The 17559-nt window shown below is 73.3% G+C and carries 14 protein-coding genes; 11 read left to right on the plus strand and 3 right to left on the minus strand.

Annotation, left to right across the window (positions count from 1 at the left end; genetic code table 11):
• The first annotated feature begins 10 nt into the window (after positions 1-10).
• Positions 11-838, plus strand: a complete 828-nt coding sequence (locus AC3IX6_RS15735; RefSeq protein ID WP_489370700.1) for a DUF3109 family protein — start codon at positions 11-13, stop codon at positions 836-838.
• Positions 839-873: 35 nt separating this feature from the next.
• Here the strand turns inward: AC3IX6_RS15735 and AC3IX6_RS15740 are convergent, their stop codons facing one another.
• Entirely contained in the window at positions 874-2715 is a 1842-nt protein-coding gene (locus AC3IX6_RS15740; protein WP_489370701.1) for an RNA polymerase sigma factor, read from the minus strand.
• A gap of 240 nt (positions 2716-2955) precedes the next feature.
• Between AC3IX6_RS15740 and radA the strand changes: the two genes are divergently transcribed.
• Positions 2956-4371 carry a DNA repair protein RadA gene (gene radA / locus AC3IX6_RS15745; RefSeq protein ID WP_489370703.1) on the plus strand — a complete coding sequence of 472 codons (1416 nt, stop codon included), beginning with the start codon at positions 2956-2958 and terminating at the stop codon, positions 4369-4371.
• Between the two features lie 238 nt (positions 4372-4609).
• The gene (gene disA / locus AC3IX6_RS15750) at positions 4610-5734 is read left to right on the plus strand and encodes a DNA integrity scanning diadenylate cyclase DisA (RefSeq protein ID WP_274548915.1); all 1125 of its coding nucleotides are present in this window, start codon (positions 4610-4612) and stop codon (positions 5732-5734) included.
• A gap of 58 nt (positions 5735-5792) precedes the next feature.
• Here disA and AC3IX6_RS15755 read toward each other — a convergent pair whose 3' ends face one another.
• Positions 5793-6611 (minus strand): hypothetical protein, encoded by an 819-nt coding sequence (locus AC3IX6_RS15755; protein WP_489370704.1) that lies wholly within the window; start codon positions 6609-6611, stop codon positions 5793-5795.
• Between the two features lie 158 nt (positions 6612-6769).
• Between AC3IX6_RS15755 and AC3IX6_RS15760 the strand changes: the two genes are divergently transcribed.
• From AC3IX6_RS15760 to AC3IX6_RS15790, 7 genes are all read left to right on the plus strand, one after another.
• Positions 6770-7378 (plus strand): phosphatase PAP2 family protein, encoded by a 609-nt coding sequence (locus AC3IX6_RS15760; RefSeq protein WP_489370705.1) that lies wholly within the window; start codon positions 6770-6772, stop codon positions 7376-7378.
• A 62-nt stretch (positions 7379-7440) separates the two neighbouring features.
• Complete coding sequence (locus tag AC3IX6_RS15765) at positions 7441-8370, plus strand: HhH-GPD family protein (protein ID WP_489370706.1); 930 nt, start codon at positions 7441-7443, stop codon at positions 8368-8370.
• 179 nt (positions 8371-8549) lie between these two features.
• A complete protein-coding gene (locus AC3IX6_RS15770) occupies positions 8550-9110 on the plus strand; it encodes a SigE family RNA polymerase sigma factor (protein ID WP_069920779.1) in 561 nt (186 codons plus the stop codon).
• Between the two features lie 38 nt (positions 9111-9148).
• The gene (locus AC3IX6_RS15775) at positions 9149-9805 is read left to right on the plus strand and encodes a hypothetical protein (RefSeq protein ID WP_489370707.1); all 657 of its coding nucleotides are present in this window, start codon (positions 9149-9151) and stop codon (positions 9803-9805) included.
• A gap of 103 nt (positions 9806-9908) precedes the next feature.
• The gene (cseB, locus tag AC3IX6_RS15780) at positions 9909-10613 is read left to right on the plus strand and encodes a two-component system response regulator CseB (protein ID WP_383954643.1); all 705 of its coding nucleotides are present in this window, start codon (positions 9909-9911) and stop codon (positions 10611-10613) included.
• A gap of 69 nt (positions 10614-10682) precedes the next feature.
• On the plus strand, positions 10683-11996 hold the full coding sequence (gene cseC, locus AC3IX6_RS15785; RefSeq protein WP_489370708.1) for a two-component system sensor histidine kinase CseC: 1314 nt from the start codon (positions 10683-10685) through the stop codon (positions 11994-11996).
• Positions 11997-12088: 92 nt separating this feature from the next.
• Positions 12089-13423, plus strand: coding sequence for a LamG-like jellyroll fold domain-containing protein (locus AC3IX6_RS15790; RefSeq protein WP_489370709.1), 1335 nt, complete (start codon positions 12089-12091; stop codon positions 13421-13423).
• Between the two features lie 111 nt (positions 13424-13534).
• On the opposite strand, the gene AC3IX6_RS15795 is transcribed toward AC3IX6_RS15790, so the two are convergent.
• Positions 13535-14158 carry a M23 family metallopeptidase gene (locus AC3IX6_RS15795; protein ID WP_489370710.1) on the minus strand — a complete coding sequence of 208 codons (624 nt, stop codon included), beginning with the start codon at positions 14156-14158 and terminating at the stop codon, positions 13535-13537.
• A 394-nt stretch (positions 14159-14552) separates the two neighbouring features.
• On the opposite strand from AC3IX6_RS15795, the gene AC3IX6_RS15800 reads away from it, so the two are divergent.
• Positions 14553-17534, plus strand: a complete 2982-nt coding sequence (locus AC3IX6_RS15800; RefSeq protein ID WP_489370711.1) for an NACHT domain-containing protein — start codon at positions 14553-14555, stop codon at positions 17532-17534.
• Positions 17535-17559: the final 25 nt, after the last annotated feature.

A 17559-nucleotide genomic window follows, 5' to 3' on the forward strand; every position in this document is an offset into this window, starting at 1 on the left:
GCTGGGGTTTGTGCCAAATACGAAGAAGGCCAACAAGTCCAAGAACAAGGTCGGCAAGGCCGCCAAGGGTGCCAAGTCCGCCGGGGCGGACGAGAAGGGGCTCGACTTTCCGCGGGCCTGGGTGGAGTTCCCCGACCCCGCCGACGAGGAGCAGGTCTTCCGCTGTGACCTGACCTGGCTCACTTCCCGCTGGACCTGCATCTTCGGCAGTGGCTGCCAGGGCATTCAGGCCGGCCGCGCGGACGACGGCTGCTGCACGCTCGGCGCGCACTTCTCCGACGAGGACGACGAGAAGCGGGTGGCCGAGAACGTGGCGCGGCTGACGCCGGAGCTGTGGCAGTTCCACGACGTCGGCAGCGAGACCGGGTGGACGCAGCACGACGACGACGGCGAGAAGCAGACCCGCCGCTGGGACGGTGCCTGCATCTTCCTGAACCGGCCCGGTTTCCCCGCGGGGGCCGGCTGTTCCCTGCACATCCTGGCGGTGCGCGGCGGCCAGGAGCCGTTGGAGACCAAGCCGGACGTGTGCTGGCAGCTGCCCATCCGGCGGACCTACGAGTGGATCGACCGGCCCGACGACACCCGTGTCCTCCAGGTGTCGATCGGCGAGTACGACCGGCGCGGCTGGGGTCCGGGCGGCCACGACCTGCACTGGTGGTGCACCTCGGCCACCTCCGCGCACGGCGCCGGCAAGCCGGTGTACGTGTCGTACCGCGCCGAGCTGACGGAGCTGATGGGCAAGGAGGGGTACGAGGAGCTCGTACGGCTCTGCGAGGCCCGGCTCTCCTCGCTGCTGCCGATGGCCCCGCACCCGGCCGACCCCGACCCCCTGGCGTAAGCCCTACCGGGCTACCGGGCTACCGGGCTACCGGGCTACGGGGCCGGTGTCGGAGCCGGTCCTGACGTGGCTCCGTCCGAGGGGCTCGGGGTCGGCGTCGGGGTCGGCGTCGGGGTGGGCGTGGGCTCCGGGGTGGGAGTCGGCGTCGGCGTCGGCTCGGGAGGGCTGGGTGTGGGCGTCGGGGTCGGCGTCGGCGTGGGCTCCGGGTCGGGCGGAGTGGGTGCCGGGCGACCCCGGCCCCTAATGGAGATCACCGCGCCGCCCGGGTCCACCCCGACCCGCGCGCTCCAGGCCCCTACGGGCTGGGCCGCGGAGTCCACGGTGATCCGTAGGGTGACCGATTCTCCTGGCGCCAGCCGGCCCGAGGTCGTACTGGCGCGCAGCCACGGGGCGTCGGACCACAGCCGCCAGTCGACCGGGGCGCCGCCCGAGGCGGTGAGGGTGAGCAGGGTGGTCGCTCCGTGGGTGGAGGCGGCCGCGGTCAGCCGGCCCGGGGCCCCGGGTGCGGAGCTCGGCGGTGCGCCGCTGCTGATGACCTCGACGGAGACGTCGGGGGCCGCCTCGGGCGGGGCGAAGCCGGGTCCGTCGGTGGTGACGGCGGCGTTGCCGGCGTTCTCGTAGGCCGTCAGCGGGCGGCCGTCGGTCCGGGCCTGCGGGAGCTCCGCGTCGCTCGCCGAGATGCGCGTGGAGCCGTTGCCCACGGGTTCCCCGGTGCTCGGGGCGCCCCGGTACGCGGCCCACAGCGCCAGCACCGGGGCCGCGACGACGGTGGCGACGACCGTGGTGGTCACGGCGCGGGCACGCAGCCGGTCGCGGCGGGCGGCGCGGTCCTTGGGGTCCATCGGGAAGCCGGTGCGGTCGAAGCGCGGGCCGGTGCCGGCGCCGCGGCGGCCGCCGGAGCGGAGCATCGCGGCGTGCACGGCGGTGCGCGGGGCCGGGACCAGCGGGAGGGCGGCGGTGTTGATGCCGCCCGAGCCGGGCCAGGGGCCGCCGGCGCCCACGCGTTCGGCGACGCGGCGGCAGCGCGGGCAGTCGTCGACGTGGCGGACGAGCTCGGCGCGCAGGGAGGAGGAGAGGAGGAGGTTCCCGTCTCCCCCGCCCTCCCCGTCGTCGCCGGTGAGCCGGGACACGGTCGGGCAGTTGCCCGTCTCCACGACGGCGAGGGCGGCCCGGGTGCGCTCCACCTCGCAGGCGGCGCCGGAGAGCAGCTCGCGGGCGCTGGCGGGGGGCGTACCGAGGACGGCGGCGAGTTCGGGGACGCCGAGGCGGTGGCGGACGGCGAGTTCGAGTGCCTCGCGCTGCTCGGGGGTGGTCCCGGCTGCCTCCGGCCAGGCGAGGCGGGCGAGCTCGGTGCGGCGGTAGGCGTAGACGTCAAGACCACCGGGGTTGCCGTGGCCGGTGGGGCTGCCGTGGCCGACCGAGGACGGGTTCGCCGCCCCGCTCCCCGACACGTTCGCCGCCGCGTTCGCGTCGGCGCTCGCCGTCGCGGGATCCGGCGCACGGCCGACGTCCGTGTGCTCCGGTGCACGCCGGGCGGAATGCGCTCCCCCGTACCCGTAGTGGCGCGTGCGCCGTCGCTCGGCGAGCCTACGCAGGCAGGCCCAGCGCGCGAGGGCGTACAGCCAGGCCCGCCGGTCCCCCTCGTCGGGGCAGCGGCCGGGATGCCGGTCGGCGACGGCGAGGACGTCGCCGAGCACGTCGGTGGCGGTGTCGTGGTCGCACAGGACCGAGAGGCAGTACGTGAACAGTCCGTCCAGGTAGGGCTCGTACCGGAACGGTGGCGGCTGCTCCACCCTGGTCCCCTCGGGGGGCGTGCGCCCGTGCGCCCGGTGTGCGCCGGTGCGCGGTGCGGGGTGTCCCTGGTTGCTGCTGGTCACTCGGTGACCGTAGGCGGCGCGCCGGTGGCGCTCCGGAAGCCTTCACCAGTTTTAGCCCTTACGGGTGAATAGATCGGCGTTGCGCTGACGGGACCCCTGACGGTGCACGCCACGGCGTGCGCCCGGGGACGGCATCCGGACCGGCGCGGGACCGGCACAGGACCGCCGCGCGACCCCCGCGGGACCGCCCGGGCGGCCGTTCGGAGAGGGCTGTCGGTGGCGGCGGCTACCGTGGGCCGCATGGCAGCCCGTACATCTCGTTCATCCGCCAAGGACCGGCCGTCCTACCGCTGTACCGAGTGCGGGTACTCCACCGCCAAATGGCTCGGCCGGTGCCCCGAGTGCCAGGCCTGGGGCACGGTCGAGGAGCTCGGCGGCGCCCCCGCCGTGCGCACCACCGCGGCCGGCCGGGTCACGACGGCCGCCGTGCCGATCGGGCAGGTCGACGTCCGGACCGCGACCGCGCGCAGCACCGGCGTGGACGAGCTGGACCGGGTGCTGGGCGGCGGGCTGATCCCCGGGGCCGTCGTCCTGCTCGCGGGCGAGCCGGGCGTGGGCAAGTCGACGCTGCTGCTCGACGTCGCGGCGAAGGCGGCCTCCGACGAGCACCGCACCCTCTACGTCACCGGGGAGGAGTCGGCGAGCCAGGTGCGGCTGCGGGCCGAGCGGATCAACGCGCTCAGCGACCACCTCTACCTCGCCGCCGAGACCGACCTGTCGGCCGTGCTCGGGCACCTGGACGCGGTGAAGCCCTCGCTGCTGATCATGGACTCCGTGCAGACGGTCGCCTCCCCCGAGATCGACGGCGCGCCCGGCGGCATGGCGCAGGTCCGGGAGGTGGCCGGGGCGCTGATCCGGGCCTCCAAGGAGCGCGGGATGTCCACGCTCCTTGTCGGCCACGTCACCAAGGACGGGGCGATCGCCGGTCCCCGGCTGCTGGAACACCTCGTCGACGTGGTCCTGAGCTTCGAGGGCGACCGGCACGCGCGGCTGCGCCTCGTGCGCGGGGTGAAGAACCGGTACGGCGCCACGGACGAGGTCGGCTGCTTCGAACTGCACGACGAGGGCATCACCGGCCTCGCCGACCCGAGCGGGCTGTTCCTGACCCGCCGCACCGAGGCCGTCCCCGGCACCTGCCTGACGGTGACCCTGGAGGGCAAGCGGCCGCTGGTCGCGGAGGTGCAGGCGCTGACGGTGGACTCGCAGATCCCCTCGCCTCGCCGCACCACCTCCGGGCTGGAGACCTCGCGCGTCTCGATGATGCTGGCGGTGCTGGAGCAGCGCGGGCGGATCACGGCGCTCGGCAAGCGGGACATCTACACCGCGACCGTGGGCGGGGTGAAGCTGACCGAGCCGGCCGCCGACCTGGCCGTCGCGCTGGCGCTGGCCTCGGCGGCCAGCGACGTACCGCTCCCGAAGAACCTGGTCGCCATCGGTGAGGTCGGCCTCGCGGGCGAGGTCCGGCGCGTGACGGGCGTGCAGCGGCGGCTCGCGGAGGCGTTCCGGCTGGGCTTCACGCACGCGCTGGTGCCGGTGGACCCGGGGAAGGTGCCGCCGGGCATGAAGGTGACCGAGGTCGCCGACATGGGCGACGCCCTACGGGTCCTGCCGCGCGGGCGGTCGCGTACGCCGGCGAAGGAGCAGGACGCGAAGTAGGCGCGAAGCGGACGCGCAGGAGAGGGCCCGGGCGGCGGCCCCACGGGTCGCTCACGGGACGCTCACGGGACGCTCACGGGCCGCTCACGGCGCCGAACCGCAGGTCAGCGGGCCCGGACGGGGTGCTCCGCGGCCCGGCCGGGCCAAGGCACGGCGGGCGCCGGGGCCGCGCCGGTAGACTTCGGGATGGTCCGCCCGGCCGTACGCAGGCGGTACATCCCGCGACCGGAGGAGTGCAGTGGCAGCCAAGGACGGGGCAGCAGCATCCGGAAAGTCGGGCGCGAGCTCCAAGCAGGAGGCCATGATGCGCGCCTCGCTGAGCGCGGTCGCACCTGGTCAGCCCCTGCGTGACGGGCTCGAACGGATCGTTCGCGGCAACACCGGAGGGCTCATCGTCCTCGGCATGGACAAGTCCGTCGAGGCCATGTGCACGGGCGGTTTCGTCCTGGACGTGGAGTTCACCGCGACCCGGCTGCGCGAGCTGTGCAAGCTCGACGGCGCGCTGATCCTGGACAAGGACATCACCAAGATCCTGCGGGCGGGCGTCCAGCTGGTGCCCGACGCCTCGATCCACACCGAGGAGACGGGTACCCGGCACCGGACCGCGGACCGGGTCTCGAAGCAGTGCGGTTTCCCGGTGGTGTCGGTCTCGCAGTCGATGCGGCTGATCGCGCTGTACGTGGACGGCGAACGGCGCGTGCTGGAGGAGTCCGGGGCGATCCTGTCCCGGGCGAACCAGGCGCTGGCCACGCTGGAGCGGTACAAGCTCCGCCTGGACGAGGTCGCCGGGACGCTGTCCGCGCTGGAGATCGAGGACCTGGTGACGGTCCGCGACGTCACGGCGGTGGCGCAGCGGCTGGAGATGGTGCGGCGCATCGCGACGGAGATCGCGGAGTACGTGGTGGAGCTCGGCACGGACGGCCGGCTGCTCTCCCTCCAGCTCGACGAGCTGACGGTCGGGATCGAGCAGGAGCGGGAGCTCGTCATCCGGGACTACGTGCCCGAGCCGACGGCGAAGCGTTCCCGCACGGTGGAGGAGGCGCTGCCCGCGCTGGACGCGCTGACGCATCCGGAGCTGCTGGAGCTGGCGATCGTGGCGAAGGCCCTGGGGTACACGGGCTCGCCCGAGACCCTGGACTCGGCGGTGTCCCCGCGCGGGTACCGGCTGCTGGCGAAGGTGCCGCGGCTGCCGGGCGCCATCATCGAGCGGCTGGTGGAGCACTTCGGCGGGCTGCAGAAACTGCTCGCGGCGTCGGTGGACGACCTGCAGACGGTCGACGGGGTCGGCGAGGCGCGTGCGCGGAGCGTCCGCGAGGGCCTGTCCCGGCTGGCGGAGTCCTCCATCCTGGAGCGGTACGTCTAGTCATCGAACGACGGAGGGGCCGGACCGCCCGTAGGACGGTCCGGCCCCTCCTGCGTTCCTACTCCGGCTTCAGGACGAACGAGGTCCGTGCCACCGGCATGCCGGGGGACTTGACCTCGACCACGTAGGTGTCAGCCGCCGCCACCCCCGCCGGAGGCGACTGGCACTGGGTCGCCTCGCTGAAGTGGCGGTCCCACTCCAGGGCTTGCTTGGTCTCGCCCTGCGAGGGCACCCGGTAGAACACGTTGCCCGCGCCCGCCGGGCAGTCCGCCGAGGACCAGACCGGCTTGGCGTTGCTCGCCTGAGTGATCGTCAGCACCGCCTGCTTCGGGCCGAGATCGACCTTGCAGGTCGTGCCCGAGACATTGCGCGCGAGGAGTTCGAGGCGCGGCTTCTCGCTCGCCTCGTACTCGTTCTTCACGCTCTTGACCTCCCACTGCAGCGCACCGGGCGCGCACGTGGGCACCGGGGAGTCCGCCGGGACGACCTGGCCCGCGCCGGAGCCGCCGGAGCCGTCCGCCCCGCCCTGGCCGGCGGTGCCGGGCTCGGCACCCGGTTCGCCGTTCTTGCCCGTACCGGGGCTCGCGCCGGAGCCGGAGCCCGTGCCCGCTCCGCCGGAGCCGCCCGAGCCCGACTCGCCACGCCCGCCCGGGGCCTGACTGATCGCCGGACCGGAGCCCGAGGGTCCGGGGGTGATTTGGGTGACGGGACCGGAGCCGCCCTGGCCCTTGCCGTTGGTACTCGACTTGCCCGCACCGGAACTGACGGTCCATACGGCGAGCATCGCGAGGAGCGCGGCAACGGACGCCAGCACGGCCCTCCGTCGCCAGTAGATGGAGGAGGGGAGCGGCCCGACCGGATTGCGCAGAGATCCCACGGACGGAACCTTACGAGAGTTCGGGGCGCGATCAGTGCCCACATGCCGCGCGGGCGGCTTGTTTTGCCGATGATCATCCTGCGGGGTGATCCGGGGTGCGCGAAATCGGCCGGGAGACTGATGAGGACGTTATTCCGATTTAGGTACCTTCAGTCACCATGGACAGCTCCGGCCTCTACCTCGACGTCACCGATTTCGCCCACTCGACCCCCGCCTGGGTGCAATCGGCGTTCGAGTTCTGGACCGAGTACGGGCTGCTCGTCTTCGGCGCCCTCTTCATAGCCGTGTGGTGGCGTTCGCGCGGCGCCCGCGACCCCCGCGTGGTGGCGCTCGCGGTGCTCGCCCCCTTCGTCACCGCCCTGGCCTACGTCGCCTCCGAGCTGGTGAAGTCCAGCGTCGACGAGGAGCGCCCCTGCCGGGCCGTGGCCGGGGCGGCGGCCTCGCTGATCACGTGCCCGGCCACCGGCGACTGGTCCTTCCCCAGCAACCACTCCACCATCGCGGGAGCCGCGGCCGTGGCGCTGGTGATCGCCCTCCGCAAGCTCGCGCTGCTGACCCTTCCGCTGGCCCTGCTGATGGCCTTCTCCCGCGTGTTCGTCGGTGTCCACTACCCGCACGACGTGGCCATGGGCCTGCTGCTCGGCGCGAGCCTGGCCGCGCTCGCCGTCCTCGCGCTCGCCGGCCCCGCCACCAGGGTCGTCGCCGCCGTGCGGGCGAGCGGCGGCCGCACGGCCGTCCTGATCACCGGCCCGGACCCCGCCCCCTGAGACCCGCACCGGTCGCGGCGCCGGGGACCGGCACCACATCCCCGGGCCCGAAACGTGCCAGGATGCCGTCTGCCATGACTGCAACCATTCCCACCACCGCGCTGCACTCCCCCGTCATCGCGTGGTTCGAAGCACACGCCCGCGACCTGCCCTGGCGCCGCCCCGAGGCCGGCCCCTGGGGGGTGATGGTCAGCGAGTTCATGCTCCAGCAGACCCCCGTCAACCGGGTCCTGCCGGTCTACGAGCAGTGGCTCGCCCGCTGGCCCCGGCCCGCCGACCTCGCCGCCGACGCCCCGGGCGAGGCCGTCCGCGCCTGGGGCCGCCTCGGTTATCCGCGCCGGGCCCTGCGCCTGCACGGCGCGGCCGTCGCCATAACGGAGCGCCACGGGGGCGACGTACCCCGCGAGCACGCCCAGTTGCTGGCCCTGCCCGGGATCGGCGAGTACACGGCGGCCGCCGTGGCCTCCTTCGCGTACGGGCAGCGGCACGCGGTGCTCGACACGAACGTGCGCCGGGTCTTCGCGCGCACCACGACCGGGGTCGAGTACCCGCCGAACGCCACGACCGCCGCCGAGCGGCGCCTGGCGCGGGCCCTGCTGCCCGAGGACGAGGACACCGCGGCCCGCTGGGCGGCGGCCTCCATGGAGCTCGGGGCGCTGGTGTGCACGGCCAAGAGCCCGGACTGCGGGAGCTGTCCGGTGGCCGGGCTGTGCGCGTGGCGGCTGGCCGGGAAGCCCGCCCACGAGGGACCGCCGCGGCGCGGGCAGACGTACGCCGGGACGGACCGGCAGGTGCGCGGCCGGCTCCTCGCGGTGCTGCGCGAGGCGGTCGGCGCCGTGCCGCAGTCCCTCCTGGACACCGTCTGGGAGGAGCCCGTACAGCGGGCCCGCGCGCTCGACGGGCTGGTCTCGGACGGGCTCGTGGAGCCGCTGCCCGGGCTCATGTACCGCCTTCCGGCCGGGCCGGCGAAGGACGGCCCCGACACCACCTGAGACTGACTCAGGGATTCCGCTTGTCCGGGGAAACCGCAGCTCACGGGCGCTGTTACACAACCTATGGGTGTCCGTGCGTCCACCGAAGGCTGACCCGCACAGGGCCGTGACAACGCCTCCGTACCGTCGAATCCGTAAGGCAGCGGATGAGCGGTTGGTCGGAACGGAGGCGGTCTGAGATGGCGCACGGCGAGGTACTCGAATTCGAAGAGTACGTACGCACCCGGCAGGACGCGCTGCTGCGCAGTGCCCGTCGCCTGGTTCCGGACCCGACCGACGCACAGGACCTCCTGCAGACCGCGCTCGTCCGCACCTACGGCCGCTGGGACGGCATCGCCGACAAGTCCCTTGCCGACGCCTACCTGCGCCGTGTCATGATCAACACCCGCACCGAGTGGTGGCGGGCCCGCAAGCTCGAAGAGGTTCCCACCGAGCAGCTCCCCGACGCCTCCGTCGAGGACGGTTCGGACCAGCGTGCCGACCGCGCCCTGCTCATGGACATCCTCAAGGTGCTCGCGCCCAAGCAGCGCAGTGTGGTGGTGCTGCGACACTGGGAGCAGATGAGCACCGAGGAGACGGCCGCGGCGCTCGGCATGTCGGCGGGAACCGTGAAGAGCACTCTGCACCGCGCACTGGCCCGCCTCCGGCAGGAACTGGAGAGCCGGGACCTGGACATGCGTGCGCTGGAGCGCGGTGACCACACCATCCGGTACGAGGGGCGTGAGCGGTGCGCGGCCTGATTGGCCCAAGACTGAGCGGCAGGAGCTCGGTGGTACTGATGTCGGCGGGGACGATCGTCCTCGTCGGCACCGTGCTGTTCGCGGTCGGCTGCTCGACGGGGGGCACGGGGCTGCGGGACGGCGGCCCGGCCCGTACCGAGTCCGTGGCCAAGACCGGAGCCCCCTCCTCGGCGCCCTCCGAACACGACGCGGGCACCGCTGACCCCGTCGCCCCCCAGGCCTCCGGCAAGGCGGCCCCCAAGGTCGACCCGATCGCCCTGATCAAGGCGGACCCCAAGATCAGCGCCGACATCAAGCGGGACCTGAAGCCCTGCTCGGGCAAGGAGTACCCGGTCGACGTCAGCTACGGGAAGGTCACCGGCGGCCCGGAGGTCGACATCGTGGTCAACGTCCTGTCCTGCGCCGACGCGCTGGGCCGCGGTTCGTTCGTGTACCGCGCGGACGGGACCTCGTACGAGAATGTCTTCTCGGACGAGCAGCCGCCCGTCTACGCCGAGATCGACCGGGGCGACCTGATCGTCACCAAGCCGGTCTACGGGAAGAGCGACGCGCTCTCCTACCCCTCGGGCGAGGACCTGATCACGTACCGCTGGAACGGCGAACGGTTCACCGAGCAGGACCGGGTCCACACCGACTACAGCAACGTGGTCGACGGCGGGACGCTCCCCGCCCCGGCCGTCAGCCCGAAGAGCTGAGCAACCGAGCGACCTGGCGGCCTGGCAACCGCAGAAGCACCGCGGAAACACCGAAGCACCGAAACACCGAAGCACCGAGTACCGAGGCGAGGCGAGGCTCCCGATGGCCGAGACCCATGTGCTGTTCGTGGAGGACGACGACGTCATCCGTGAGGCCACGACCCTGGCGCTGGAACGCGACGGGTTCGTGGTCACGGCCATGCCCGACGGGCTGTCCGGCCTGGAGTCCTTCCGGGCGGACCGGCCCGACATCGCGCTGCTCGACGTGATGGTGCCCGGGATGGACGGCGTGAGCCTGTGCCGCCGCATCCGCGACGAGTCCACCGTCCCCGTCATCATGCTGTCGGCGCGCGCCGACTCCATCGACGTGGTCCTGGGCCTGGAGGCGGGTGCCGACGACTACGTCACCAAGCCCTTCGACGGCTCCGTCCTCGTCGCCCGCATCCGCGCGGTGCTCCGCCGCTTCGGCCACGCCGGCGGTCCGCAGGGCGGCGGGTCCGAGGAGGACGACTCCGGCGAGCGCGGGGTGCTGCTCTTCGGCGACCTGGAGGTCGACACGGAGGGCATGGAGGTGCGCAAGGCGGGCGTCTCGGTGGCGCTGACCCCCACCGAGATGCGGCTGCTGCTGGAGTTCTCCACCTCTCCGGGCACCGTGCTCTCGCGCGACCGGCTGCTGGAGCGGGTCTGGGACTACGACTGGGGCGGCGACACCCGCGTCGTGGACGTCCACGTCCAGCGGCTGCGCACCAAGATCGGGCAGGACCGGATCGAAACGGTCCGGGGATTCGGATACAAGCTCAAGGCCTGATGCCTTGAGAGGGACGAGCACGGGGGACGAGCGCGGGAATGAAACGACGAACGCAAGAATGAAAGCTGAATGAAGCGGTTCACCCTGCGGACCGGGATCCGCTGGAAGATCACGCTCGCCATCGCGTCCGTGGGCGCGCTGACCGCCATCGCCCTGAGCCTGGTGGTGCACAGCGCTGCCCGCGTCTCGATGCTGGAAAGCGCGCGCGAGGTGCAGCTCGACCGGGTGCAGTTCATCTCCCGCAACGCCGAGGCCGGCCGCAAGCCCCCCATGGGCGCCAAGCTCAACGACCCGGACCTGCCCGGTGAGCTGCGCGAGAAGGCCCGGTCCGGGCGGCGCGGCACCTACATCCAGGACAACCCGCACGGGCTCCCCGAGGTGTGGGCGGCCGTACCGCTCGGCAACGGGCAGGTGCTGTCGCTGCACACGCAGTTCCGGGAGAGCGCCAACATGGTGCGCGACCTGGACCGGGCCCTGGTCGTCGGCTCCCTGGCCGTGGTGGTCGGCGGGTCGGCGCTCGGCGTGCTGATCGGCGGCCAGATCTCGCGCCGGCTGCGCAAGGCCGCGGCCGCCGCGCAGCGGGTGGCGCACGGGGATCCCGAGGTACGGGTGCGGGACGCGGTCGGGGGCGTCGTACGCGACGAGACCGACGACCTCGCGCGGGCGGTCGACGCGATGGCGGACGCGCTCCAGCAGCGGCTGGAGGCGGAGCGGCGGGTGACCGCCGATATCGCGCACGAACTACGCACCCCGGTGACGGGCCTGCTCACGGCGGCGGAACTGCTGCCTCCGGGCCGGCCGACCGAGCTCGTACGGGACCGCGCTCAGGCACTGCGGGCGCTGGTCGAGGACGTGCTGGAGGTGGCCCGGCTGGACAGCGCGTCCGAGCGGGCGGAGCTCCAGGAGGTGGCGCTGGGCGAGTTCGTGAGCCGCCGGGTCACCTCGCTGATGCCCGAGGCGAGCGTACGGATCGTCGCGGACGAGATCGTCAGCACCGATCCGCGCCGCCTGGAGCGGATCCTCGGCAACCTCCTCGCGAATGCCGCGCGGTACGGGAAGGCGCCGGTCCAGGTCGATGTCGAAGGCCGGGTCGTACGGGTCCGGGACCACGGGCCGGGCTTCCCCGAGGCCCTGCTCCGCGAGGGCCCGAGCCGCTTCCGGACCGGGTCCACGGACCGGGCCGGGGTCGGGCACGGGCTGGGGCTGACCATCGCCGAGGGGCAGGCGCGGGTGCTGGGCGCCCGGCTGACGTTCCGCAACGTGGCGGCCCCCGGCGGCTTCGTCCAGGGCGGCGCGGCGGCGGGGGCGGTGGCGGTGCTGTGGCTGCCGGAGCACGCGCCGACGGCGACGGGGAGCTTCCCGATCCTCCGGCGGGAGGACTGAGCTTCAGTCGGGGGACCGGGCGGGCGGGATCGGTGTCGTATCGCGACCATCGGCTGTTCGCATGCAGACGCCGATGTTTTAGCATCCGAACCATGACTGACGGTACGGATCGCCCGCACAGCCCCCAGCCCGAGCCCGCCCCGGAGAGCGGCGGCTACGGGTTCCCGCCGGGCATACCCGCGCCGGGCGGTTACGGGTTCCCGCCCGGCCGGCCCGGACAGCACGAGCCGTACGAACAGTACGACCAGCAGGCGCAGTACGAGCAGCACGCGCAGCACGCGCCCGAAGGCGGCTACGGATACCCGCAGGGCCGGCCCGACCACACCGCGCCGGGCGAGGGCCACGGCTACGGATACCCGCAGGGCGGTGGCTACGGCTACCCGCCGGGCCCGCCCGCGGCCGGCACCTTCGGCCCCCCGATGCCCTTCCCCGAGGACTCCGGCCCGACCGGACCGGCCGGCCCTCCCGGACCCGGCCAGGGCCCGGCGGCCCCGTCCTTCGGCGAGCAGCCCGACTGGGAGGCGATGGCCGACCGGTCCGCGCGCGAGCGGCGCAAGAAGCGGCTGTGGATGGTGGGCGGAGCGGTGACCGTGCTCCTGCTGCTCGCCGGCGGCGGAACGTTCGTCCTGCTGAAGACCAACGAGCCGGGCGGGGGCGGCAAGAAGGACGTCGCCGACAACGCGCCCTCCGCGTCGCCCTCCGCCTCCGGATCCCCCGACCCCGGCGCGTCCCCGTCGAAGTCCTACTCCCCCACCGTGGCGAGCGACCCCGCCCTGTTGCGCGACAGCGTCGGCAAGATCAACCTCCGCATGGGCCCCGAGGCCACGGTGCCCAAGGTGGGCACGCACTACGAGCTCACCCTCAAGGGCAACGCGAACTCCTACGCCCAGGCCACCGAGGCGGCCGTGGACACGAGCAAGAGCTTCTCCCTCTCGGCGCGCGTCAGGAACACGTCGGCGGCGAAGGGTGCGCACATCATCATGAGCCAGGGCTCGGGCGAGACGTTCTCGTTCGAGCTGGGCTCCGACACGGTGAACAACAAGCAGGCCTGGGTGTTCCGCGTACGGACCAACGAGCAGGGCGCCGCCGCCACGATGGTGACCGTGGCCGCCGAGGGGCACAAGACGGTCAAGGCCTGGACCGTGCTGACGGCCGTCCACGACGCCGAGAAGAAGATGATCGTCCTCTACGTGGAGGGCAAGAAGATCGGCGAAGCGGCGGTCCCGGGGATCTGGCAGGGTTCGGGCCCCTTGCAGCTGGGCCGGGCCCGCCACCAGAACACGTGGGCCGGTGCCTGGACGGGCTCCATGAACTACATCCGGTTCTACGGAACGCCCTTCACCCCCGAGCAGGCCGCGGCCTACCGCAAGGGCGAACTGGACGCGGGCGCGCGCGGCAGCGGGACCCATTCCTGGGTGACCGGCTGACCGGCTGACCGGCTGACCGGACCGCAACCGAAAGCCGCCGCCCGACCGGGCGGCGGCTGATCAGACGGCGGCCGCGGCCTGGCGGACGGCGGCAGACCGGACTGCGGCGGATCAGATGGTGACGCCGACCGTCCGCAGGAAGGCCACCGGGTTCACGGCCGAGCCGTAGTTCGGGGTGGTCCGGATCTCGAAGTGGAGGTGCGGGCCGCTCGAGTTGCCGGTGTTGCCGGAGAGGGCGATCTGCTCGCCCTTGGAGACCTTCTCGCCGACGTTGACCTGGATCTTCGAGAGGTGCGCGTACTGGGAGTACGTGTTGTTCGCGTGCTTGATCACGATGGCGTTGCCGTAGGCCGGGCCGTCGCCGCCGCCGTTGGGGCCGGCCTTGACCACGGTGCCCGCGGAAACGGCGTCGACCGGGGTGCCGACCGGGACGGCGAAGTCCTGGCCGGAGTGCTTGTGCGACCACATGGTGCCGCCCTTGCCGAAGGTCGCGGAGAGCGTGTACTTCGACACCGGCTTCTCCCACAGGGGGGCGGCGGCCGGCTTCGCGGCGACGGCCGCGGCCTGGGCGGCGGCCTGCTCGGTGATCAGCTGGACCGTGCCGGTCAGCTCGGCCTGGGGCACCTCGTCGGCGAAGGCGGCGGTCGTCCCGGCCCCGAGTGCCAGGGCCGCGCCCAGGGCGGTGGCGCCGACGGCGATACGGGTACGACGGGTGCTGACGCGCTTCGCGGACATGAAGGAAACCTCCGGGGCCGGGGACGGGGAGAGTGCTGCGGCTCTGCGGGGCTGCGGGCCCCTGCGGAGTGCTGCGGAGTGCTGCGGGCAAGAAAGGACCCGGCACGCTGAGCAGGTGCCGGGCTTGCTTGCTCATCCTTGGTAACCCGGGCACCCCGGCTTCCCCAAACCTCCGCGTTACTACCCGGCCTCGTAGATGCGGAGGGGGCTGTCAGCCCTGTTGACCGCCCCACCACTGGGGCAACGGTGGGGCAAATCGGACGTGGATCTCTACGAATGCTCCTAGTAGGTCCGATTTGCCCTGTGCGGCTTGTCACCGGTTCGGGACCTCTGCCGATCCCCGCCGGGACCAAAGCCCTGCGACCCACGTCACGCCGGAGCTACGCTCCGGCTCGTGGACGCATCCGTGGTGGGGATCCGGCTGGCCTCGGGGGTCGTGACCCCCCTCGTGAAGAAGCTCTTCCGCGGAGAGGGCGCGGGCGCCGGCCTCGTGGACCGGCCCGTGCGGATCTCCTCGTACGTCTCCGTGCGCGAGCAGCGCGTGCTCTCCCGGGACGACCTGCGCCGGCTGGCCGACAAGCTCGTCGCGGAGGCCTTACGCGCCCCCGGTGAGCGGCCCCTGCCGCCCGGCGAAGAGGCGGGCGTCGCGGCCGCGCTGGCCGCCACCCTGCACTCCCTCGGGGACCTGGCCCTGGTGGACGCCCAGGCGGTCGAGATGGGCGCGCGCGCCTTCGCCGCCGAACTGCGCAGGGCGGCCCCGGCCACGGGCCTGGGCCGGGACGCCGAGCTGTTCCACGACCGGCTGCTGGACACCACCTGCCTGCACATCCTGCACTTCTTCACGACCCGCTCCACCTACATCCCGGCGGCCTTGGTCGAGCAGGCCCGCCGCCAGGCCGAGACGATCGCCAAGATCGACGCCCTGCTGGCCCGGATCCCCCGCCAGGACGGCCGGGACACGGAGTTCGAGGCCAGGTACCTGGAGTACCTCGCCCAACGGCACGGCACGCTGACGATCTTCGGGATCGACCTGCCGCCCGGCTCGGCGCGCTGGCCGCTGGACTCCGCGTACGTACGCCTGGAGATGGTCTCCCCGGCCCCGGGCGCCATGGCCCTCCGCCTGCCCGCGACCCCGCAGTGGTTGTACGCCCGCTCCCGCTTCTCGGACCCGAGGCAGCCCGACGGCTACCGCGTCCTCCTGCGCGGCGAGGCCGGGTCCGGCAAGACCACCCTGATCCAGCAGCTCGCCGTCTCCGCCGGCCGGAACGAAGCCGCGGCCGGCCTCGTCCCGTACGTCCTGCCCCTGCGGACCCTGACCCGGAACGGGAAGCCGCTGCCCGCCGCCAAGGACTTCCTGGCCGCCACCGCGCTCAAGGGACAGTCCCCGGAGGGCTGGGAGGACCGGGTCCTGCGCGCGGGGCGCGGGCTGGTCCTGATCGACGGCATCGACGAGATCCCGGAGGCCGAGCGGCCGCGCGCCCGCGACTGGCTCGTCGATCTCTTCGCCGCCTACCCCGACAACCGATGGCTGGTCACCTCCCGGCCCTCGGCGATCCGGCAGGACTGGCTCGCCGGCGAGGAGTTCACCGAGCTGGTCCTCGTCCCCATGAACCGGACCGCGGTATCGGCCTTCGTCACCCGCTGGCACGCGGCGGCCGAGGCGGGCGAGCACCTCCGCGACCAGCTGCTGGAGTCCCTGGCCACCAAGCCGGAGCTGGCCCGGCTCGCCACCAACCCGCTGCTGTGCGGACTGATCTGCGCCCTGCACCGCGAGCGCCGGGGCTTCCTGCCCTCGGGCCGCAAGGAGCTCTACGCGGCCGCCCTGGCGATGCTGCTGCACCGCCGCGACCGCGAGCGGGACCTGCGCCTGCCGGAACTCGCCGAGGAGCCACAGCTCCAGCTCCTCCAGCGGCTCGCGTACTGGCTCATCCGCAACGGCCGCACCGAGATCGGCCGGGACCGGGCCACGGCCCTGATCGCCGCCGCGCTGCCCGCCGTACCGGCCGCGCAGGCACTGGGCGACGCCCGGGCCGTCCTACGGCACCTCCTGGACCGGACCGGCCTCCTGCGGGCCCCCACGGAGGACACCCTGGAGTTCGCCCACCGCACCTTCCAGGACTTCCTCGGGGCCCGGGCGGCCCTGGACGAGGGCAGCCTCGGCGAACTGACCCGGCACGCCGAGGACGACCAGTGGGAGGACGTCATCCGCATGGCCGTCGCCCAGGGCCGCCCCCTGGAACGCGCGGCGATCATCGGAGACCTGCTGGTCCGGAACACCGACCGGGCGGTCCTGCTGGCCCTCGCCTCGCTGGAGTACGCGGCCGAGCTGGAACCGGAGCTCCGCGAGGACGTCCGGACGGCCGCCCGCCGTCTCGTTCCGCCCGCGGACAAGAACGCCGCCGAAGCGCTCGGCCGGGTCGGGCCGCTCATCCTGGACCTGCTGCCCCGCGGCGGGGACGCCCGGGGCGAGGACGCCCACCTTTCGGTGCGGGCGGCCATGGCGGCGGGATCCGAGGACGCCATCGGCTACCTGGCCGGATACTGCCGGCACCCCGACGAAAAAGTCCGGGAGCTGCTCGTCCGGGCATGGAACGCCTTCGACACCCGCCGGTACGCCGCCCAGGTGCTCGCGCACATGGAACCGCCGCCCACCACCGTCGTCGTCGACTCGGACGACAAGCTGGCGGCGCTGACCTCCTTCACCGGCCCGCCCGACCTGTACATCGACAGCGGGGTCAGCCGGAAGGCCCTGACCGCCTTCCTGGCCCGCCAGCCGGTGTCCGGGCTGACCTTCTGGTACTTCGGGGGCGGGACGGACCTGGAGTTCCTGCGCGGCCACACCTCACTGCGGCGCCTCGTCGTCAACGGCTGGTCCGAGCTGCGGGACCTGGGTCCGCTGCACGGACTGCCCCTGGAGGACGTGTCCCTCTACATCGGCACCGACCTCCCCCTCCGCCGGGCCATCGCGTCCTGGCCCCGGCTGCGCACGCTCACCCTGCACGCCGGGCCCGATGCGTGGTCCTTCACCGACGTCTCCCCCGAAGCCCCGCTGGAAGCGATCGAGCTGGACGGGGTGGACCCGGACCTGGCCGGCCTGGGCCGGCTCACGGGCCTGCGGCGGCTGGAGCTCGGCCGCACCTGGCGCCCCGGCGGGACGGCGGCGTGGGCGGAGCTCTCGGGCCTGAAGAACCTGCGGGAGATCGCCGTGTCCTGCGCCGTACTGGCCGGCCTCGCCGAGCACGCGGAGCTGCCCTCGCTGCGGACCGTGCTGTTCTACGACGACGACGAGCCGTGGGAGCAGGGGATCGAGGAGCGGCTGCTGCGCCGCTTCCCGCACGCGCGGCTGGAGATGGTGCCGCAGGTGTACGAGCAGTGACGCAGTGACCCCGGCCGCCCACGGC

This window comes from Streptomyces sp. GL_141, from assembly GCF_057834385.1.